This is a genomic window from Rhodococcus sp. M8 (assembly GCF_015654185.1).
In the GTDB taxonomy this organism is placed as follows: Bacteria; Actinomycetota; Actinomycetes; order Mycobacteriales; family Mycobacteriaceae; genus Rhodococcus; species Rhodococcus aetherivorans.
The window spans coordinates 5889058-5910104 of the sequence record NZ_CP064065.1 but is presented as its reverse complement, the minus strand read 5'-3'; the positions used below and the strand labels follow the sequence as shown (position 1 = coordinate 5910104).

16 protein-coding genes are annotated in these 21047 nt (G+C 68.9%); 12 read left to right on the top strand and 4 right to left on the bottom strand.

Annotated features, from left to right (window positions below; all coding sequences use genetic code 11):
- Positions 1–43: 43 nt before the first annotated feature.
- Positions 44–2785 (bottom strand): vWA domain-containing protein, encoded by a 2742-nt coding sequence (locus ISO16_RS26960; RefSeq protein ID WP_230304446.1) that lies wholly within the window; start codon positions 2783–2785, stop codon positions 44–46.
- Between the two features lie 5 nt (positions 2786–2790).
- Positions 2791–3204: a hypothetical protein gene (locus tag ISO16_RS26955; protein ID WP_139310992.1), complete on the bottom strand. Its 414-nt coding sequence runs from the start codon at positions 3202–3204 to the stop codon at positions 2791–2793.
- A 694-nt stretch (positions 3205–3898) separates the two neighbouring features.
- On the opposite strand from ISO16_RS26955, the gene ISO16_RS26950 reads away from it, so the two are divergent.
- Together ISO16_RS26950 and ISO16_RS28860 are read left to right on the top strand one after the other, a co-directional pair.
- On the top strand, positions 3899–5299 hold the full coding sequence (locus tag ISO16_RS26950) for a GmrSD restriction endonuclease domain-containing protein (protein WP_195886180.1): 1401 nt from the start codon (positions 3899–3901) through the stop codon (positions 5297–5299).
- A complete protein-coding gene (locus ISO16_RS28860) occupies positions 5263–5415 on the top strand; it encodes a DUF3761 domain-containing protein (RefSeq protein ID WP_326839327.1) in 153 nt (50 codons plus the stop codon). The genes ISO16_RS26950 and ISO16_RS28860 overlap by 37 nt, the downstream gene beginning before the upstream one ends.
- Before the next feature lie 424 nt (positions 5416–5839).
- Here the strand turns inward: ISO16_RS28860 and ISO16_RS26940 are convergent, their stop codons facing one another.
- Positions 5840–7687: a TerD family protein gene (locus ISO16_RS26940; RefSeq protein WP_083662465.1), complete on the bottom strand. Its 1848-nt coding sequence runs from the start codon at positions 7685–7687 to the stop codon at positions 5840–5842.
- 136 nt (positions 7688–7823) lie between these two features.
- On the opposite strand from ISO16_RS26940, the gene ISO16_RS26935 reads away from it, so the two are divergent.
- The 4 genes from ISO16_RS26935 (at position 7824) to ISO16_RS28850 (ending at position 11606) form a co-directional block, all read left to right on the top strand.
- Positions 7824–8735 (top strand): SDR family oxidoreductase, encoded by a 912-nt coding sequence (locus ISO16_RS26935; protein ID WP_072634848.1) that lies wholly within the window; start codon positions 7824–7826, stop codon positions 8733–8735.
- A 221-nt stretch (positions 8736–8956) separates the two neighbouring features.
- Positions 8957–9760 (top strand): replication protein, encoded by an 804-nt coding sequence (locus tag ISO16_RS26930; RefSeq protein ID WP_072634894.1) that lies wholly within the window; start codon positions 8957–8959, stop codon positions 9758–9760.
- Between the two features lie 253 nt (positions 9761–10013).
- On the top strand, positions 10014–11072 hold the full coding sequence (locus ISO16_RS28855; RefSeq protein WP_230304445.1) for a hypothetical protein: 1059 nt from the start codon (positions 10014–10016) through the stop codon (positions 11070–11072).
- Positions 11073–11075: 3 nt separating this feature from the next.
- The gene (locus ISO16_RS28850) at positions 11076–11606 is read left to right on the top strand and encodes a plasmid pRiA4b ORF-3 family protein (protein WP_230304444.1); all 531 of its coding nucleotides are present in this window, start codon (positions 11076–11078) and stop codon (positions 11604–11606) included.
- 38 nt (positions 11607–11644) lie between these two features.
- Here the strand turns inward: ISO16_RS28850 and ISO16_RS26920 are convergent, their stop codons facing one another.
- Positions 11645–12586, bottom strand: a complete 942-nt coding sequence (locus ISO16_RS26920; RefSeq protein ID WP_230304443.1) for an HNH endonuclease — start codon at positions 12584–12586, stop codon at positions 11645–11647.
- 538 nt (positions 12587–13124) lie between these two features.
- Between ISO16_RS26920 and ISO16_RS26915 the strand changes: the two genes are divergently transcribed.
- The 6 genes from ISO16_RS26915 (at position 13125) to ISO16_RS26890 (ending at position 20733) form a co-directional block, all read left to right on the top strand.
- Complete coding sequence (locus ISO16_RS26915) at positions 13125–13457, top strand: hypothetical protein (RefSeq protein WP_072634846.1); 333 nt, start codon at positions 13125–13127, stop codon at positions 13455–13457.
- Positions 13454–14089 (top strand): DUF3558 family protein, encoded by a 636-nt coding sequence (locus ISO16_RS26910; protein ID WP_072634845.1) that lies wholly within the window; start codon positions 13454–13456, stop codon positions 14087–14089. Before ISO16_RS26915 ends, ISO16_RS26910 begins: the two co-directional genes overlap by 4 nt.
- A gap of 98 nt (positions 14090–14187) precedes the next feature.
- Entirely contained in the window at positions 14188–15702 is a 1515-nt protein-coding gene (locus tag ISO16_RS26905) for a DUF3375 domain-containing protein (RefSeq protein ID WP_170914063.1), read from the top strand.
- A complete protein-coding gene (locus ISO16_RS26900) occupies positions 15699–16304 on the top strand; it encodes a DUF4194 domain-containing protein (protein WP_072634844.1) in 606 nt (201 codons plus the stop codon). The genes ISO16_RS26905 and ISO16_RS26900 overlap by 4 nt, the downstream gene beginning before the upstream one ends.
- Positions 16301–19600: an ATP-binding protein gene (locus ISO16_RS26895; protein ID WP_072634843.1), complete on the top strand. Its 3300-nt coding sequence runs from the start codon at positions 16301–16303 to the stop codon at positions 19598–19600. Before ISO16_RS26900 ends, ISO16_RS26895 begins: the two co-directional genes overlap by 4 nt.
- Positions 19597–20733: a DUF3322 domain-containing protein gene (locus tag ISO16_RS26890; protein ID WP_072634842.1), complete on the top strand. Its 1137-nt coding sequence runs from the start codon at positions 19597–19599 to the stop codon at positions 20731–20733. Before ISO16_RS26895 ends, ISO16_RS26890 begins: the two co-directional genes overlap by 4 nt.
- Positions 20734–21047: the final 314 nt, after the last annotated feature.

Below are 21047 nucleotides of genomic sequence, written 5' to 3'. Positions count from 1 at the left end.
CGGTCCTTCCACATCGAGAGAGAGCAAAGCTGGATTCCGACCGTCAAGCGCCGGGCGGACGGAACGGGTCGAAAGGCTGAGCGGCCGGCGCGGCGGACGAGCTCGAACCGCTGTGCGGCGCGGCACCGAATCCGGAACTGCCGCCGAACGCCGGTGGCGCACCGAATGTCGGTGCGGGCGGAGCGGTGGGTGCGCCGAAGGGATCGAAGGAAGACTGCGGTGCGGGTCGCCCGTCAGGCGCACCGGTGCCCGGCGTCGCCGTGTCGTCGGATCCGACACGCTCACGCAGTCTCGCGAAGACGCCCGATGCGCGCCGGTTCAGATCCTCGATCAACCGGACCGGGTTCGAACCTGCACCGACGAGCAGGAGCACCGAGGCGTGGTCGGCGGGTCCGGCCGGATCGTGGAGGATCACCCAGTTGTTGTGCACCGCCAGCGGCAGCCTGGCCTCACCTGTGCGCGGGTCGTGGTCGGGCTTCGCACCGGAGGAGCCGAGCAGGCCACCGGCATTGACACGGACGTAGCCCGCGCCGACCGGCGACAGCCCTGTCTTCGCCTCGAGCTCTACTCCGTCCGTGGTCAGGTGCCGTGCAGGCTTGTTCGGCTCCAGTCCACGAACGACTTCCTTGAGGTCACCGTCGCGCAGCGTGAAGGGTGCTCCGTCCCGCAGAACGGCGCCGTCGGCGATCGTCACGGAGAAGCGCTGAGCCTTCAGGGTTTCGGCAGGAATGCGCGAGGCTCGCCACTTGAGCGCATACAGCAGAGCCAGCGGGATCGCGATGCCCAGGAACAGCGTGAGGAGGAAGACCAGCAGGAACCGGCCACTGTCGAGCGGTTTCTGCAGCTCGGCGGTGAACGGCACATCGACCGGCATCGCGCGGTCGAGCTCCCCGGTGGGGGCCATCATCATCCGCACGGAACCGTTGAGGGAGCCGTTACCGGCCTCGGGCACGTCGAGTTCGACCGTCAGCGCGCCCTGCACGCCCTCGTCGACGGCCAGGCACCGCTCCGCGGAAGTCGCCGCGGGGTTCACCAAGGCCACGTCACCGACGCCGTCCGGCACGGCATCGATGCGGATCGGTTCCGCCGAATCGAGCCACACGCAGCCGGGGCCGCCGACCGGGATCTCCGCCGGGAACCGACCGGCTCCCTCGACAGTGCCGAAGTCGATCCGGTTCGGCAGCGTCGGATAGCCGACCGGGGGCGCCACCGTCAGCGGCACGTCGACGTATTGGGGCGCCAGTTGAGTACCGGGCGCGATGACCGTCCCCGAGGCAGTCCGGGCATCGGCGGTGGTCACCTCGAGAGCGAGGCGCAGCGTCGCCTCACCCGGTGGCACCGACGTGAGATCCAGCTCGATCGGCTCGTCGATCCCGTTCTTCGGGATCCTCGACGCCAGCTCGTGCGCAACCCGAGCCGAGTCGACGAGCGACACCGACAGGTACGCGCTTCCGAGCAGGTCGGAGGGGTCGATCTCCCGACGGTCGGAGTCGACGATGCCGAGCTGTATCGCAGATGTCTTCTCGCCGCTGTGGATGGCGGTCACATCCTGTCCGAGCCACGCCGGGAACAGGTTGCCCGAGATATGGATGTTGGACTTGGAGCGCGCCGCGGGATCGGAGCCATCGGGGTCGACGAACACGAGAGCCCACATGCCCTGCCATTGCCCGGGGTTCGCCGACGCCGGCTGGCGCATCGTGAACGACACCGACCGCGCCGACAACCAGCGGTAGTCGACGCCGACTCCGTCGACGTTCAGGCTGCGCGGGGCGTTGTCGCGCGGCATCGCAAGTTCGGCCCCGTCGGGCGACACCAGTGTGGGTACGAGCCCGTCCGCGTCCGCGAAGCCCAGGACTGTCACCGAACCGATGGAGTTGTCGAGGACGAAGCGGTGCTGCGCTTCCTCGCACACCTGACCCACACATACGCCCGTCTCGTTCTCGAGCGGCGCTTGGCCCGGACTGCTGAACGCATCGAACGCGAAGAGCAGGTCGTCGATGTTCTGGGCGAGGTAGAAGTCGCCGGGTCGGGGCGAGGTCCGGTTCCCGCACGCCTGCCCGGCGGCGGGTTCTCCGGTGGCGATGGACCGCATCAGATCGAAGTCCCCGGCCTGCGCCGTACCGGCCGCGAGCCCCACCGCGAAGGTGACGATTCCCGACGACCTCAACTGGTCCGCGATACCTGCGGGCCGGCAGATCGACTCGCGGGCGGCCGCAATGATCTGCTGAACGCCTGCGTCGGTGCCGAGCGATACTCCTGGGGCGTACGGCTTCTCCGCGTCCCGCGTCGTGAAGTCGAGCTTGCCGTCGGAGAACCAGGCGACGGCCTGGCATCTGTTCGAGGCTGTGGACGAGCGGTCGGCGAGAGCGCCGCGGGCACCGTCGAGAGCGGCCCAGTAGTCGGTGTCGACACCGTCCGTCCGGGATCGGAACCTGTCGACCTCGTCCTGCAAGGCAGGCAGGGACCCACCGTCGAGGCGGGTCCACGGCGCGTGCACGGTGAAGTCATCGGAGAAGCCGGCGACCGAAACGTCGAGCGCGACCCCGGCGGAGCCGCCGAAGGAGCTGAGCTGTTCGAGCAGGTAGTTGGCCGCGGAGACCCGCGCCGCCTCAGGGTCCGAGACCTGCAGACTGCCGGATTCGTCGATCATCAACAGCAGATCGCCCTCGCGCTGGGAGGCGAGACACCCGCCGAAGTCCCCCACCGCCGACTGCTGCGGCGCAGCCGACGCGGCCGGTGCCGCCACCACCAGAGAGCCGAGCAGCACGGCCGCGAGCGCAGCCACCTTCTTCACAGTCGACCTGCCCATTCCGCGATCTGCCATGCCCCGAGCGCGATGCCCACGAATCCGAGCACAACGACGGTCCAATACGTTCCCTGCACAGCCTTCGAGCCCGCGTAGACCGGCCGCGCCCGCTGCTGCATGTCAGCGACCGTGTGCTGGGCAAGCAGGTAGAACGCGGCAGGACCGGCCAGCAGCCACCCGATGAAGGCGAACACTGTGGAGCCACCCGACAGGGTGAGTGCGACGGCGGTGAGCCCCAGCAGCGCTACCACGCCGCCGCCGATCAGCCATGCGCGCGGCGGCCTACCTTGCGAAATGGCCGTCACGACCGGCCGCTGCTCGACAGCGAACGCGTCGGCAGGCGCCCCGCCGAACCCGGGCGTCGACCCGCCGGGCCCCGCGAACGAGGCGGCGGCCACGCTTCCGAACGGCTCGGGAGGTGGCCATGGCGACTGGGATCCACCCGACCACGGATCGTCTGCGTCGTCCCGCGAGCTCGAGTACTCGCTGAAATCGAAGGGGTCGGTCGAGGAGGACACGCGCTTCTTTCGGGGTCGGGCAGGGCGAGCCCGATACGAGCTTCCCCCTGGCAGCATTCCAAAACTTCAAACTTCAATCGCTGGTGGTGAGTGATTGTTACACCTTCCGAATTGACGTTCTCGGAGCCATGCCGAGTTACAGATACTCGCGCTGTTCCAGATTCCCCATCTCGCCGGTAGCACGGGTCCTACATGTGCCGCCCTGTACGCGTGAGGAGACGGACGATTGCCGCCGAGGAGCAGGTGCTCAGTAGGTCAGCGATCCCGCTCTGGCCTCGGCCGCACACACCGACGAAGGATGCTGCAGTGGCTGGGACACATCGTGTAAGCGCACCTGATCACGCCGCAGCGAATTCACACCTCATCGATGTAACGGCGCACTAGGTCAGCACCGAAATCAAGATGAGAAGCCGGCGCCATCTCAGCTCCCGCCGCTCCTCCGAGGAGGCACCGACCTCCCCACCTACCGCCCGAACTCTTCAAGAAGACGGCAAACCATGTTCGGCACACAACATGCACTCACCACGACTGCGGTAAGCACCCACCACACCATCCGATCGAGGTGGACGTAGCCATGTCGAACTCCCCACCCGCCGGCTGGTATCCGGACCCCGAACGCCCCACCGAGCGACAACGCTACTGGGACGGACAACGGTGGACCTCCGCCCACGCCCCCTACGCAGGCGTCGGCAAAACGGGCGCAACCCGGTCCACACAAGCATCCTCCCCACCTCTGCAAGGTCGGAGCCCGCGCACCCGCCTGGGCGGGCTCGTCGCAGTCGGCACGATCACGCTCGGCTTGCTGTTCATACTCGGCGGTCTTTCGGAACGGCTATGGGCCTTAATATTGTTTGGTCTTCTCGCCGCCGTCACCGGCATCCTCTATATCCGCGAGGACCGCACCCGTCCAGCACGCTATAAGTGGGCAGCATGGTCCCTCATTCCAGCCTTTGTCCTGGCGATTGTCACCACTCCTGCCACCGGACCCGACCCCGAAACATCAGCGGACCAAACACGCGCCCCGGCCACCTCTACCTCGCCGCCTATATCGCCGTCACCGGCGCCCACCACGTCTGAGACGCCGCTCGCTGCGCCCGCACTCTTTCCCGAAGTCGACAGCCAGGCAGCTACCCAGTCCCTGACCACCCTTGCCAGCATTCCTACTCGGACCGAGTTGCCCGAGACGGAATACGATCCGTCGCGCTTCGGCGAGCCCTGGTCCGACGATGTCACCGTCGACGGCGGCCACAACGGCTGCGACACCCGAAACGACATCCTGCGCCGCGACCTGTCCGCAGTCACGATGCAACCTGGATCCCGCGGCTGCGCGGTCCTCAGCGGCACGCTCAACGACCCCTACACCGGCACCTCGGTCGCCGCCATTGGCGACACGCTCGACGACGTTGTCATCGACCACGTCGTCCCGCTGCCCGATGCCTGGCAGAAAGGTGCGCAGGCACTCGACGCCGCAACCTTACAAAACCTCGCCAACGACCCTCGCAACCTTCAGGCCACCGCCAGCAGCATCAGCGTGCAGAAAGCCGACCGGGACTCCGCGGGCTGGCTGCCGCCGAACGGCCAGTACCGCTGCACCTACGTTGCCCGGCAGATCGAGGTGAAAGCCGCCTACCACCTGTGGATGTCGCCACCCGAACACCAGGCGATCGAGCAACTGTTGATCGGCTGTGGCGGCGTCGCCCCCACCACGCCGGCGGTATCGGAACCCCCAGCGCCCCAACCGCAGCCGACCGTCGAGCAGAACGCACCAGTAATACCGCCGCCACCCCCTCCCGTTGAACCTCCGCCCCCACCCCTCCCGTTGAACCTCCGCCCCCACCGCCCCCGGCCGATCCGGCACCAATCCCAGCCGAGCCAGTACCGCTCCCGGCACCCGCGCCCGACGGCGGCTATGACGGCAGCTGCGGACCGAACAGCTACATCAACGTCGACGGCGAATGCATCCCCGGCCCGGTAGAAGCACCGAGCCCTCCCAGCGGGGCCACCGCACGCTGCAATGACGGCACCTACTCCTTCAGCCAACACCGACGCGGCACATGCTCCGGACACGGCGGCGTCGCCGAATGGCTATGACCGGCGGGAGCCCGACCCGCTCCCCGTGAGCGTTCAGACCTCACCAAGATCACATATCGACGACAGCGATCTTTCAGCTTCATGAGGTAGATGTTCAACTACCTCGCTACCGCATCTCCGACACTCCCGTCGAAGTCCGCCTCGACTCCGGCGACAGCCGTGCCCCGATATATGCAATCGCATTGCTGCAGAACAACGGTGGCGAACTTCCCGTCAGGCGCGAGGTCGAGGACATCCGAGGTCACCGATTCCCCTATGAAGGCCTACGGATGGGCTTGCGCTGGAGTGCGGGCAGCAAGTGACCACACAGGAATTCACTGCGGCCCGTAGTGTGCGCCACGATGCCCGCGAGGCCGGAATTCGCGGTGCGCACTCGGGTCCGGTGTATTCCAGCGGTGGGCCGCATCGACTAAGTCCGGACGACCTACTCGGCGTCCACGCCGTACCTCGCAACCAGACCACTCAAGCCGTCGTCGTACCCCTGCCCCACCGCGCGCAGCCGCCACTTCCCCGCCCGCCGATAGATCTCGGTGAGGACCATGGTCCGCTCGGTGGTGCCGGCGTCGAGCACGAACGTCGCCGCCGTGCCGTCCTCACCGTCCACGCTCACCGACACCGCCCCGAGGTCGCCGAAGGTGCGCTCGCCGTCGATGGCCGCGGCGATCGCGACGCGCGCGCATTCGTCGGGCAGCGCGGCCAGGTCGAACCGCACGCTCTGTTCGCTGCTGCCGTCGATCGACAGCTCGACCGCGCCGTCCTCGGCGGAGGGGTTGTTGTAGAAGACGAAGTCGTCGTCGCTGTCGACCTTCTCGTCTTCCGCGAGCAGGAAGGCGACGACGTCGACGTCGAAGTCGTCCGTCTCGGCGCGCCACGCGACGTTGACCGTCCACGACGTCTTCCGCGCCGGCAGGTCGATGACCTCGCCTCGGGCGAGCGCCGGCGCGGAGATGCGGGACTCGATGCGCATGTGCGGCGGCACGACGCCCTTCTCCACCGCGGCGCTGATGTCCGTCTTGGTCAGGACGGGGAGCTCGCGCGCGGTGATGCGCGGCATGCGCCGGTCGCTATCGCCGCCTTCCAGCATCAGCACGTCCGTGACCGCCGCGGTGAGGTTGAGCGACGGGCGTGCACCGAGCTGGACGAGACGCGAGCGCATGAGCACGGCGTCGAGGTGGGTGCCGCCGAGGAGCAGCACCCGCCGGCCCTGCCACAGCTTCGGCTTCTGTCCCGTGAGCATCCGCTCGGGCAGGCTCGGTACATCGGCGAGGGGCTCCGCAGGCGCCGCCTGCGGAGGAGGTTCGATCACGGGCTCAGCAGCGGGCGCGGCCAGCTCGACCACCGGACGCATCTTCGGTTCGCCTGGAATCACCCGGGTGAGCATCTCTTCGAGTTGCTGCTCGGTGACGACGGGAATGCCCTCGGCCATCGCCTTGCGGATCTTGCCCGTCTGCACGCCGGGGTCGTTACACACGACCACGCTCGTCTGGCGACTGACGGAGTTCATCACGTCGAGGCCGGCGTCGGCCATCCGGCCGGCGAGCGGGACCCGCGGCGTCACCGTCTGCCCCGTGACGACCACCTTCATCCCCTGCACCAGGCCGACGTCCAGCGACAGGCGTCCCGGGTTCTTCCACTCGCACGGCACGCGCGGCACGGAGTCCGGGTAGGCGGGCCTGCGGCTGAGGCAGTCGACCACCGGCAGCGGGAGCTGCAGGCTCTCGGCGAGCAGGGCGCTGCGTACGAAGACCTCGCTGAGGACGCGGGCGTCGTCGTAGGCGTCGTGCTCGAGCAACTGCTGGACCTGCCAGTGGGCGGCCAGGGTGGAGAGTTTGTGATCGGGCACGTCGAGTTCGAGCCGCCTCGACAGGGCGAGAGTGCACAACCGCTGTCTGGCCGGGATCTCGGTTCCGGCGCGCCGGAACTCGGCGTCGAGGAATCCGTAGTCGAAGGCCGCGTTGTGGGCGACGATGGTCCCGCCGTCCAGCACCTCGGCGAGTTCGCCGGCGATCTGCTCGAAGCGGGGAGCTCCGGCGAGCCGTTCGCGCGTCAACCGGTGCACGTGGACCGGGCCGGGGTCGCAACCCGGGTCGACGAGCGTCGAGTACTCCCGCTCGACGCTGCCGTCCTCCCGCAACACCAGCGCGGCCACGCTGAGCACCCGATGCGCGTAGGCGCGCAGGCCGGAGGTCTCGACGTCGACGACCACCCAGCGGTGGCCCTTCGGCAGCGTCCGCGAACCCGACGCGTGCGACAGCGTGTCGATCACCTGCACCTGCTCTACCTCCGACTGTTCTCCGGCCGGTCCCACCGGCGCACCGGAACATAGTGACTGATATGTCCGACACCGCCGGCGGCGCCACGCCGAGTGCGGCTGCCTTCCGACTGCTGCGGGCAGTACCGTTCCAGCCATGGCACAGCCACTCACAGGCAAAATCGCCGTGGTCGCCGGCGGCACCCGCGGCGCTGGCCGCGGAACCGCAATCGCTCTCGGCGAGGCCGGCGCGACGGTCTACTGCACCGGCCGCACCACCCGCGAGCGCCGCTCGGAGTACGACCGGCCGGAAACCATCGAGGAGACCGCCGAGCTGGTGACGGCCGCGGGTGGGGTCGGCATACCCGTCGCCGTCGACCACCTCGATCCCGAGCAGGTGCGTCGGCTCGTGCAGCGCATCGACGACGAGCACGGCCGCCTCGACATCCTCGTGAACGACATCTGGGGTGGCGAGAAGCTCATCGAGTGGGAAACCCCGCTGTGGGAACACGACCTCGCCGGCGGCTTACGGATGGTGCATCTCTCGGTCGACACGCATCTGATCACCAGCCACTTCGCGCTGCCGCTGCTGATCCGGAACCCAGGCGGGCTCGTCGTCGAAATGACGGACGGCACAGCCGAATACAATGCCGAGAACTTCCGGCTCTCGGTGTTCTACGACCTGGTCAAGTCCGCGATGCTTCGCCTCGCGTTCTCGCAGGCAAAGGAGCTCGCGCCGCACGGGTGCACGGCCGTCGCGCTGACGCCCGGGTGGATGCGGTCGGAGATGATGCTCGAGCACTTCGGGGTCACGGAGGAGAACTGGCGCGACGCCGCCGTGCCACATTTCGTCGCGATCTCGGAGTCGCCGCGGTTCGTCGGGCGGGCCGTCGCGGCGCTGGCCGCAGATCCGGACGTGCACCGCCGCAACGGAGGGTCGTTTTCATCGGGTGGGCTGGCGCGCGAGTACGGCTTCACCGACGTCGACGGGTCGCAGCCCGACTGCTGGCGGTACATGGTGGAGGTTCAAGATCGAGGTCTGCCCGCGGATGCGACCGGGTATCGGTGAGCGCGACACGCCGAGCCTACGACTGCCGTTCGCCCCCAACGTATTCCACACCAGTGAGTCGAATCGATTGACGCCCCCGCGGCGCGGTGCCACCATGTGTCATCCCCCGCACCCGCGAGGGTCACAACTGAAGAAGGCCCGCCAGGAGCGGCAACTCCCGACGGGCCGGATGTCCGACTGTCAAGGAGTCGAACGTGGGTCAGAATACCCTCGTCGGAGGCGTGCGCCGCGCGCCGCGCCCGACGAGCAACTACACCGTCGTCCGCAACGAAACGATCGGCAACAACAACCTCTCCTTCCGCGCCCGCGCGGTCTTGATCTGGCTGCTCTCCAAGCCCGCCGACTGGCGCATCCGCTCCGACGCGATAGCCGCGGAATCACCGACCGAGGGCCGCGACGCCATCCGGTCCGCGATGCGGGAGCTGGCTGCGCACGGTCACCTCGTCACCGAGCGTCGTCAGAACGAGCACGGCCAGTGGATCACCGTCCAGACCGTCTACGAAGTACCGGTCCGGCCCCAGCCGGGGCCTGGAAATCCGAACCCCGGCGAGCCGGACACCGGAGAACCCGGCGCTGAACAAAGAACTGAAGACCAAATAACTGAAACAAACCCCTCACCGGCCACCCAGCCGACGCCACCGACCGCGCACCAGCAACGGGTGAGCAGCATCTCGGAGAAGAAGCCGATCGGCGAGCTGGCGACCGCATGCCGCACCGCCGACCTGACCGCGACGTTCGACTACCTGCCCGCCGTCGCGCGCTCCCAGATCGCCGCGCTGATCGACTCCCACGGAATCCCGCCCCTGGTCGCGGCGGCGCGAGCGGCGCATCGACCGAACAATCCGACGCGCTTCGCGCACGCATGGATCCCGCTGTGGCAATCGCTGCCCCTGCCGCGGGCTCCCCTGCCGCCCAGGTGCGGCCGGTGCGACGAGTACGGCTGGCTGCCCGACGACCCGCACGGCCGCGCCGTGCGGTGCCCGTGCCGTCGCGTCGACGCGCCCGATCACCCGCTCGCCGCGTAAGCAACCGTCGGCGGCGAGCCGGTAGCATCTGCCAGAACTGTTCCGTGACCACCGAGGTCGGAGGCCCATGTCCCGCAAGCGCTCAGGGTCGAGTCGCGGCTCCTCTCGTCAGCTGCCCGACAACGTCGTCTCGTTGGCCGAGCGTCGCCGCCCGGCGGGCACGCCGAAGGAGCAGTATCGCGCACTGGTTCCGGAGTTCGCCGGGTGGCTGGTAGAAAACGCCGTCTGCCCACCGAATCGGGTGGAGCAGATCGTGGTAAGCATTGCGAACGCGATCGACACACTGGCGCGGGCAAGCAAGGGATTCTCGGCGACACACTGGCGCAGCCACGACGTGGACCACCTGCTCGAGCGAGTGTTGACCAGCGACCTGGTCGAGGACGACGACGAGACGCGGGCGCACATCGCCGGGGATGTCATCGTCTTCCTGCGGTTTCTCGAAGCGACGAACCGGTGGACCGGCACCGCCGAGGACTTCGGGTACGGCCTGTCCACGCTCGTGTCCTACGTCGAATCGAAGCTCGCGCCCCTTCCGCCGGTCGACGAACCACCGGTCGAGCCCGAGGTCGAGCGTGCCGCCTTGACGGCCGTGCCGGTCGTCGCGCGGTTGGACGCCCTGCTCGGCTGGATCGGTGAGCGCCGGCCCGTGACCGCGACCGGAGCCCTGAAGCGTGCCCTGGTCATGGAGGCCTTCGACGCCGTCGGCGGCAAGCGCGAGGATCTGGCACCACGCAAAGTCCAGTCGATGTGGGATCTTCCCGTGCTGGAACAGACCTGGGTCGTTGCAGCCGTGGTGGACTTGATCTCGATCGGCAAGACCGTCGTCAAGCCCGGTCCGGCCGCGCCGGTGTGGCGGGATCCGGACCGGAATCCGGACCAGTACCTCGCCCTGTGCCGGGATGCGGTGACGCATTTCCTCATCGTGGCCCTCGGCAGGCGCGGTGAGGGACGGTTGGAGGCTTTCCATTCCGCCCTCGACGAGGCGACCGCCGTCGTCCTGTCCGCCGGTCTCGGTGAGCACCCGCTGCCGTCCGACCCCGAGGAACGCCTGAACGCACTACCCGTGCTGTTCCCCGGCATGCCGGTCGGACCGAGCTTTCTCGGCAGTATGCTCGTCGACCGCCTCGACGACCTCGTCGCCGACGGCATCCTCGAGGATGCGGATGGCTACCGCGTACCGACACCGCTCCGTCCTGCCGTGCGGGCCGCCGTGCGCATCCTCCTCGGCGACGTGCCGCCCGTCGCCATCCACCCGCCCGCGCGGTGCACTCTGCGAATCACGTTGCGCGACAGCGAGACCCCGGTGTGGTGACGGGTGGCGGTCGACGATTCGCTGAGCCTGCTGCATCTGCACTTCGTCATCCAGAGCTGCTTCGCCTGGGAGGACTACCACCTGCACCAGTTCACGAAGGGCGAGCCGTTCACCCGTGGTCGCGTGTACGTGCCCGACGATCAAATCGACGACGAGCTCGCGAACGGATTCAGCGACGTCGTCGACGAGGGCACGGTGACTATCGGGACGGTGCTGCCGAAGGTGGGCGCCACCCTGACCTACCTGTACGACTACGGCGACGGGTGGATGCACGACATCGTCGTCGAGTCCGTCGCCGACTTCGATGCGAATGCTCCGCGCGCGGCCTGCGTCGATGGTCACGGCCTGGCGCCGGCCGAGGACTCCGGCGGCACGTGGGGCTGGTCGGACATACTGGCGGCAGCTGACGACCCGAGCCACGAACGCCACGACGAGGTGCGGCAGTGGCTGGGCTTGCGGCCGGGTGAGCGCGTCGACCCGGAGTGGTTCGACGCGGACGACGCCAACGAACAGTTGCATGCCCTGTTCAGATAACGTTGCGGCCGAACGGCTTGCGCGCGAATCGCGCAGGTTCACTCGAGCGCGCAGTCTTCCTTCCCTGTCGGTCGTACACCTTCAGCAGCCATGGGTGGTGAAACGAAAACCTGGGTTCGGTGCCAGCCGAGGTACGCCGTGTCGGGCCGATCTGCGCCCGCCGGAAGGATCAACCGGTCGGCCAGCGGCGGCTTGCCGAAGGCACGACGCAGCGGATCGTCACTCGGCAGTGCTCGTTCGAGGTCGGTGGCGTACGTGATGGAGAGGTCCTCGGACACAGTGAGTAGGCCCGTGTCGAATGCGACATCGTGCGTGGGGCAGGCCGTCAGTCCGTTCAGGTGATCGAGGCGTTCCTTGTTGGTGCTCTCTCGCCACGGCTTGATGTGGCTCGCAGTGAGCAGGCGCGGCCGACGACGGCCCCCGATTATGCTCCCCATACCGCAGAACACGCACCGGTTGCCGTGGTTGGTCAGCACTGCCTTGGCGAAGCGGTGCTGACCGATACGAACAGTCGAGGTGAGCAAACGCTGCGTGATCTCGACCGGCACATCCTGCCGCTCACGCGCCCACTTCTCGACAATTCCCTCGAGTTCTCGCTCGACCTCGCTCTCGACGAGTTCCTCCTGCCCCGCCAGCCAGAGCGAGCCTCCGTCCTCGAGTTCGAGGAAATCAGGCAGGGCGTCCCGTCCTATGCCCTCGGCGCGTGCCGCCCGAAGAATCCGCAAGTACACGTCTTGCAGCAGAGCACTGTCCGACGTCATGCGCGCCGACACCTCGAGTTCGTGGCGGCCGCCGTGACTGCGCGAGCCGTCGAGGTTGGCCATCTTGGCGAGGATGCTCGACGGCGGCCGCTTGTAGAGGCTGGCAAGGTGCTGGACTGGAAAGCCTGCTCGATGGGCGCTGCTGCTGCCGAACCGACTGTGGTCGACGAGCAACGAGGCGCACAACGACAGGACGACCTCGCTCGGGACGAAGTTCACCTGCCGCTGCCCTCGAAGAACTGGCTCCCGAGCGAGGACCGACCGCCACTGCTCACGGAGTGCGACATCGGAGGGATCCAGGAAGTCACCGATGCCGTATGCGCCACGTCGATTCACCAAGATTGAAACCTCCACACTCTGTAGTCGCCCCTGATAATGCACCACATTGATCTTGCGTGACTCCCGCGTACCGATGCGGAGAGGACGAACCCGATCATCGAGTACGTTGCTGTTCCGCTTGAGTCTTCGGGAGCTGGGCATCGACGCCGCACCGTGGGTCTCGAATTCCTCATGAAGCGAATCGAACAAGTACCTACCGAGCCACAGGACATCATTTGTACCGGCAGCGGGCCGAAGAGGCCGTGAGGCACATCGAGGCAAAAAGCCGACTGGACCAATAGGGCACTCGGTCCCGGGTGCAGTTCACCCACCGTGTCCGTCCCGGCTTGAGGGCTCGGAAGAGCGCATTGGGCGCATCGGCACCCGCGCCGCAACGAGTGCGTTACAGTTCCCGGGCCAACTGATACCGGGGGGATTCATGGCCGAGGGACTCCGTTTGAATCCGCAGACGATCGAAGAGATCGTCGCCATCTGCGACACGATGCTTGAGACGCTTCGAGAAGCGGGCCGGCAGGCCGGCGAGCTCACTGCAGCACCAAGTTTCGGAGGCTTCAAGTCGGCCGAGGATCTTCGTGCAGGTTTCGTACGCAAAGCTCAGGGCACGCCCGAGTCACTCTATGAAATCCTCAAACAGTTCGAAGCCGTGCTCAGAGGTATGCGCGACACGTTTGCCACAGGCGGGGAGGGATTCCTCGCCGCAGAATCCGAGCGGGTCGAACGCCTGCACGACCTGCCCCAGGACGAGCTGTGACGGCGCGCCGAACCGCTACAACCGTCAGTGGTGCGCTCGCAGTCCTCGCTGCCCTCGCCGGCTGCGCCGGACCCACCCACAATTCGACCCCTGCAAGCGCAGCCGTCGAACCGCCAACCCCTGCAACTCGCGTGCCACGTCTCGTCGACGAGTCCGACCGCCCTCTGGTGGCCTTCGATCCTTGCCTCGACATACCCGACGAGGTGATTGTCACTGCTGGTTACGACCCGACCTCGGAAGACAAGGCCGACTTCGCGGCCACCCATTTCACGATCCTCGGCTGCGCCTACAAGGGCACCGTTCACGTACCAGAAGTACTAGTTCGCTACGACCTCTCCGTGCTCTCTGCCAATTTCAACTTCGAGGAGGAACAGCAGAAGTCCAGTGACAACGGCGACGACGTTCGCAGTACCGAGATTGCAAGTCACCGGGCACTGCTGAAAACCAACCAATCACTTCCCGAGCGTTGCGAAATGAGCATCGAAACGTCGTACGGAGTCCTCATCGTTGCTCGCATCCATTGGAGCGATAGCGGCAGTCCAGTGCCCGAATCGCAATGGTGCATCGGACTCGAAGACACGGCCGAGCGCATCGTCGCCGTCCTCGACGACGTCGAGTCGCGCACCCGCTGACCCAGCATCCCGTCTGGATTCGAGCCCGGAAGCCGAACTCGAACCCGCACAGGTTGGACGAGACCACGCCCGCGACGCTGTCGCCCCCATATGTCAGCATGGTCGAACCCGACACCGGAGGAGGGAGCGTCGTGTCCACCGCCGACCTGCACCGCCTGGCGCGTCTGCGTCAGGAGCACCCGGCATGGGCGCTGCTGCGGTCGGACAACGCGGCCGCGGTGCTGGCACTGCTGGGCCGGCACTTCGACCGTGGCACGCGACGGCTGCCGGCCCCGGAGCTGTTCGCCCGCCTCGATGCGGACCTGCAGGAACTGCGCGACGAGGGCTTCGAGCTGCCGCGCACCGGTCAGGCCTATTGTGCGGACTGGGTGCGCGCGGGTTACCTGCTGCGCCGCGCGAGCGCCGACGCCCGCGAGGAGACCCTCGAACCGACCGAGGCGACGTTCGCCGCCCTCACGTTCGTCGCGGGCCTGACGACCGCCACCAGCTCGGTCACCGAGTCGCGGCTGACCACCCTGTCGAGCCAGCTCCAGGCACTGGCGCGGGACTCGGATCCGCGCAGCGAGAGTCGCCTGGCGGCGTTGCGGGCCGAGCGCGACGAGCTGGACCGGCAGATCGCCGCCGTCGAATCCGGGGACTTTCCCGTGCTGGACGGGAACCGCGCGGTGGAACGGTCCGCGGAGATTTTGGCGCTGGCCGGGGAGATCCCGGGTGACTTCGCGCGGGTGCGCGCCGAGTTGGAGGCACTCAACCGGGAGCTGCGGGCCCGGATCCTCGGCGACGAGAACGACCGCGGCGACACTCTCGGCGAGGTGTTCCGCGGGGTCGATCTGATCGGCAGCTCCGACGCCGGCCGCAGCTTCGCCGGCTTCTACGACATGATCATCGACCCGGAGCGGTCGTCGCAGCTCGACGACTGGATCGAGGCGGTGCTGCAACGCCCGTTCGCGCAGCAGCTCACCACCGAGCAACGCAACCGGTTCCGCACCCTGCTCACCGAGATGGAGGACGCCGGCGGCGAGGTGCACGCGACGATGACGTCGCTGTCGCGTTCGCTGCGGCACTTCGTGCAGTCCCGCCACTACGAGGAGCACCGGCGTCTGCAGCGGCTCCTGCGCTCGGCCCAACAGCAGGCCCTGCAGGTGGCGCAGCGCCGCAAACCATACGATCTGCTGGACCTCGAGCTGGTGCGGGTCGGCATGGGCATCGATTCGGTGGCGGCGCTGCGGCTGCACAACCCGGCCGACGACCTGGTGGCCGAGCCGGTGGTGACGCAGCCGGTCGGCGAGGTGGATCTGGCGGAGCTGCGCCGCATCGTCCGCGAATCGGAGATCGACATGGACGAGCTGGCCGGCAACGTCGCCGCCACGCTGCGTTCCCGCGGCAGCGCCACGATCGGCGACGTGTTGCGCGATCATCCCGCCACGCAGGGACTGGCCAGCGCGGTGGGTCTGCTGGTGCTCGCCGCGGAGCACGGTCACCGCGTCGACGGCACCGAGGAGATCGCCTGGACGTCCCCGTCGGGCGCGACCCGCGTCGCGACGGTGCGCCGGCACCTGTTCGACCCAACCGACACCGAGTTCACCGCCCGCATCACCGAGGACGCGTCATGACCGAATCGACCACCCGCACGGGCCTGTATCCGGGCGACGCAGGCGAACTCGACCTCGACACCCGCCGCGCGCTGGTGCAGCTGCTCAAGGGACCGCTCGTCACCGCCGACAAGCACCCGGAGGTGTGGCGGACGGTAATCCGCGACGAGCGGGTGCTGCGGTCCCGGCTCGCGGACGTGTTCCTCGATCTCGTCGTCGACGAGGACGATCAGCTCGCGTTCACCCGCCCCGCCGACACGGGCGACCACAAGGCCCCGACGGTGCTGCGCACCGAGCGCCTGACGTTCATGGACACCGTGATGCTGCTGGCGTTGCGGCACCGGCTGCTGCGCGCCCAGCCGGGCGAGCGGGTGATCGTCGACTTCGACGAGGTGGCGGGGCAGCTGGAGATGTACCGCGCGGCGACGAGCACCGATCCGGCCGGCTTCCGCAAACGGGTCAACGCGTCGTGGGAGAAGTTGAAGAAGTACACGCTGCTGGCGTCGACGTCCACGGAGGGCCGGATGGAGGTCTCTCCGGTGTTGCGGCAGTTGTTCGACGCCGATCAGGTCGCCGCCGTCGAGGCCGAGTTCCGGCGCATCGTCGAGGAGGACGCGCCGTGAGCGCCGCGCCGATCCACCCCGGCCAGTTCCGGCTCGCGCGGGTGCAGGTGGTCAACTGGGGTACCCTTCACGGACATCACGCCATTCCCTTGGCCCGCAAGGGTTTTCTCATTACCGGTGCATCCGGTTCGGGCAAGTCGACGCTCATCGATGCGATCTCGACGGTGCTCATGCCGGGCGGCAGCGTGCGGTTCAACGCGGCCGCGCAGGAGTCGGCGGCCGGGTCGGGCCGCAACTTCGTCAGCTACATGCGCGGCGCGTGGCGGCGCGAGGCCGACGCCGACACCGACTCGCTCACCGCCTCCTACCTGCGCACCGGCGCCACGTGGAGCGCGGTCGCACTGACGTACAACGCCGGCGACGGCACGGCCCCGGTGACGCTGGTCAAGCTCATGCACCTGCGCCGGGGCGCCAACGCCAACAACGAGATCTCGCACCTGCACCTGATCCTCGACACCGACGTGGAGTTGACCGACCTCGAACCGTTCGTCGCGCGGGGAATCGACACCCGGGGTATCCGCAAGCGCTGGCCGGATGCGGTCGTGAACCCCAGCTACGCGCCGTTCGCGCGCGCGTTCCGGTCCAAGCTCGGCATCTCGTCGGAGGCCGCGCAGCGGCTGCTGCACCGCACGCTGTCCGCGAAGAGCCTGAACAGCCTCGACCAGCTGCTGCGCGACTACATGCTCGACGAGCCGCCGACGTTCGCGATGGCCGAGCGGGCCACCACCCAGTTCCGCGAGCTGCGCGAGGCGCATCGCGTCGTCGTCGATGCCCGTCGTCAGGTCGAGACGCTCGAGCCGCTCGTCGCACTGGCCGATGCCCGCCGCACCGGCCTGCAGTCGCAGCGCGACCTGCAGGACGAGGCCGATCACCTCGACGCGGTGCACGCCCGGATGACGGTGGATCTGCTCAGCGACAGGCTCGACGAGACGCGGGCGCAAACCGGTCTGCTGCAGGCCGCCGCGGACAAGACCGCCGACGAGGCCGACCGCGCCGGCGAACGCACCCTTGATCTGCGGGTGCGCGCCGAGAGCGCCGGCGACGGCCGGCTCGCGACCCTCCGCGTGCACAAGGAGACAGCCGAGACCGAACTCGAACGAATCACCCAGCAACGCAGACGGTTCGACGTCGCCCTCGCGCAATGGGAGGCGGAGACACCGGGCACCGCGGACGACTTCGCGCATCTGCAGGCCCAGCTCGAGAGGGAACTGCGCGAGCTCGACGCGACCGCCGACACGCGTAGGGCCGAACTGTACGAGGTGGCCGGTGCGCTCGCCGAACGCCGGAAGACGATCCGCGCACTGATCGCCGACCGGGAGGTCCTGGCCCGGCGCCGCTCGAACCTCGATCCCGACCTGCTGCGCGCCCGGGAACTGGTGTGCTCGGCGGCCGGACTCGGTGAGGACGCCCTGCACTTCGCGGGCGAGCTGATCGCGGTGCGCGCCGAGCACGCCGAGTGGACGGGTCCGATCGAGCGGGTCCTGGGCGGATTCGGGCGCACCCTGCTGGTGCCCGACGAGCTGTATCCGCGGGTGGCCGCCGCCGTCGACGCACACCATCTCGGTGCCCGCCTCGTGTACCGGCGGGTCCGCACGGGTGTCGGTGCGCCGGACGCGCCCACCACCGCCGACGGCTCGCTCGTCCGCAAGCTCGAGGTGCGGCCCGGCCCGCTCGCCGCGTGGCTGCAGCACCACCTGGCGGACCGCTTCGACTACGCGTGCGTCGACACCGCCGACGACCTGCGCCGCGTCCCGCGGGGCGTGACCCGGGCCGGACAGGTCAAGCACGGCGGCGACCGGCACGAGAAGGACGACCGGCGGCGCATCGACGACCGCAGCCGCTGGGTCCTCGGCTTCGACAACGAGGCCAAGCTCGCCGACCTGCGCCGGCGCATCGGCGACGTCGAGACCGACGTCGCCGCGCTGCAACGGCGGCAGGAGGCTCTCGAGCGCGCCGAGTCCGCGGTCCAGCAGCGCCGGCAGGCCGCCGCGGTGATCCGCGAGTCCGCGTGGGCCGACGTCGACGTCGCGGCGGCGGGCAGCGCGGTGGACGCGATCGAGGAGCGGCTGCGCGAGTGGATGCAGGGCAACACCGAATACGCCACGCTCACCGCGGATCTGGCTCGCGCCGAGAGCGAGGAACGCGCCGCCCGGCAGGCGCACACCGCGGCGCTGGCCAAGCTCGAACAGCACCGGGACGAGCTGACCCGGGTGCAGGCGCGGCTCGACGACGCGCAGGACCACGCCGGCACCGCGGTGCCCGACCCGATCGCCGCGCGCATCCGGACCCGGTTCGCCGCGGCGGTCCGCCGCGTCACCGTCGACAACATCGACCGGGCCCTGAGCACCGTGGGTCGCGCGATCAACGAGGAGATGCGGTCCGCGCAGCGCGACACCGCGGACGCCGAGCGCCGCATCACCGCCATCCTCACCGGCTACCTCGCCGAGTGGGAGGCGCGGCGCGCCGAGATGCGCTCCGAGGCCGAGTACGTCGACGACGCCCTCGCCGTGCTCGCCCGGCTGCGCAGCGACGGCCTGCCCGCCTACGAGGACGAGTTCTTCCGGCTGCTGCGCGAGCAGTCGCACCGCAACATCGGGGAGCTGGCGCGCGCGATCCGCAAGGCGCCGGGCGAGATCCGCTCCCGCATCGAGCCGGTGAACGAATCGCTGCGCCGCTCGCCGTTCGACACCGACCGGATCCTGCGCATCGACGTCAAGGACCGGCGCTCCCCCGCCGCGTCGGAGTTCCTGGCGGAGCTGCTGCAGATCACGAGCGGCGCGTGGAAGGAGGAGGACCGGGCCGCGACGGAGCGGCGGTTCGAACAGATGGCGGCGGTGCTCGAACGGCTCGACTCCGGCGAGCCCGCCGACCTGCGGTGGAAGCGCCTCGTGCTCGACACCCGCCTGCACGTCGGATTCATCGGGGTGGAGGTCGACCCGGAGGGCCACGACGCCAACTATCACGACTCGAGCTCCGGCCTGTCGGGTGGGCAGGCGCAGAAGCTGGTGTTCTTCTGCCTCGCCGCCGCGCTGCGCTATCAGCTGGCCGCCGCCGGCGAGGAGTTGCCGCGCTACGGCACCGTGATCCTCGACGAGGCGTTCGACCGCGCCGACCCCGCGTACACGCGGCGGGCGCTGGACGTGTTCACCCAGTTCGGGTTCCACATGGTGCTCGCCACCCCGCTCAAGCTGCTGCAGACCCTCGACGACTACATCGACGGCGTGGCCGCGGTGAGCATCCGCGACAAGCGCTACTCGCAGATCGCACTGTTGCCGATCCGCGGGGACGGCACGTGAGCGCACTGTGCGTGCCGCCGTCCGCGGTCGCCGGCAAGGCCCAGGTTGCCTACCGCAGCCGCCGCACCCGATGGATCACCGATCCCACTGCGGCCGAATCGGATTCGCTGTCGATCGGGCTGCATCCGCCGTCCGAGCGGCGGGTCGCGCAGGATCCCGACGCCGTCGTCGCGTGGGTGCGTGCCTGGCACCGCTACCCGGGTGCCGGGCGGGTCGAGTGGGAGACGCGGCGCTGGCCGAGCTTCGGCACGCAGGAAGTGCCGATGCGCCTGCTGCTTTCGGGCGCGACCGAGATCGCCGCTGCGGCCGCACGAGCACCCGAGTGGCGCACCCTCACCGAACGGCAGGCGCGGCTGCTCGACGGACTCGGCCCCGGCACCGCGACGCTCGCGACAGCGATCGCCGCGACGCATGCCCGCTGGCTGGAGCTGGACGAGCCGGACTTCGCGCGGCTCGTCGCGGCGGTGCGCTGGCTGGCCGAACACCCGTCGTCGGGGCTGTTCATCCGCCAGCTGCCGGTGCCCGGCGTCGACACCAAATGGGTGTCGCGGCACCGCGGCCTGGTCGAGACGCTGCTCGACGGCGTGCGGGGCGATCGTGACCTGGGGGTGCGGTCGCTGCCGCGGATGTGCGAGGTGGCCGTGTGCGACCGGGCGCTGCTGGCGACGGCGCCCCGGATCTTCGCGACGTCGCTCGACGAGCTGGCGGCACTGCCGGTGAAGCCGGCCCGCACCCTGATCCTGGAGAACAAGGAGGGCCTGCACGCGCTGCCGGAGCTGCCGGCGACGGTGGCGGTGCACGGCGGCGGCTACGCGGTGCACGAGCTGGCGGACGTGCCGTGGCTCGCCGCCTCCGACGTCGTGTACTGGGGTGACCTGGACACGCACGGTTTCGCGATCCTCGACCGGCTCCGCGGCCGCCTCCCGCACGTGCGCAGCCTGCTCATGGACCGCGGCACCGTCGAGCGGTGGCGCGACCTCGCCGTGCCCGAGGCGTCACCCGCCCCACACGTGCCCGCACACCTGACCGGACCGGAACGCGACGCGCTGGCGGCGGTGCGTGCCGAGGGTCTGCGGCTCGAGCAGGAGCGGATCCCGTGGCCGTACGTCGTCGCCCATCTCGAGGCGCTGTAGGCGCGAGCGCCCCGCAGTACCCCGAATGGATCGGGCCGACCGACGTCGGCTGAGCCTCGACGGGGCCGGAGTCCCGAAACTGGACCCCGAACGGGCCGCCGGTTCCGGGGTCGTCTTCCCGCCTGCGCCTTCACGATGTGCCTGAAGTTGCAATAGTGAACTAGAATCAAACTTCTCGTTCCCGGGATCTTTCACGGGAAATCCCTTCACAGGAAAGGAGCACTCCGACGCACACGCCGGCCCCCCACACCGTTCATCTCGTCTCCCTGCCCCACAGCGTCGGGGACGCTCCCCCGCTCGCGTCCGAGCGACCC

What these genes read in the sequence shown, in the direction of transcription:
- ISO16_RS26935 (WP_072634848.1), top strand. Translation starts at nt 7,824, where the DNA reads ATGGCACAGCCACTCACAGGCAAAATCGCCGTGGTCGCCGGCGGCACC.
- ISO16_RS26915 (WP_072634846.1), top strand. Translation starts at nt 13,125, where the DNA reads ATGGCCGAGGGACTCCGTTTGAATCCGCAGACGATCGAAGAGATCGTC.
- ISO16_RS26900 (WP_072634844.1), top strand. Translation starts at nt 15,699, where the DNA reads ATGACCGAATCGACCACCCGCACGGGCCTGTATCCGGGCGACGCAGGC.
- ISO16_RS26950 (WP_195886180.1), top strand. Translation starts at nt 3,899, where the DNA reads ATGTCGAACTCCCCACCCGCCGGCTGGTATCCGGACCCCGAACGCCCC.
- ISO16_RS26905 (WP_170914063.1), top strand. Translation starts at nt 14,188, where the DNA reads ATGGTCGAACCCGACACCGGAGGAGGGAGCGTCGTGTCCACCGCCGAC.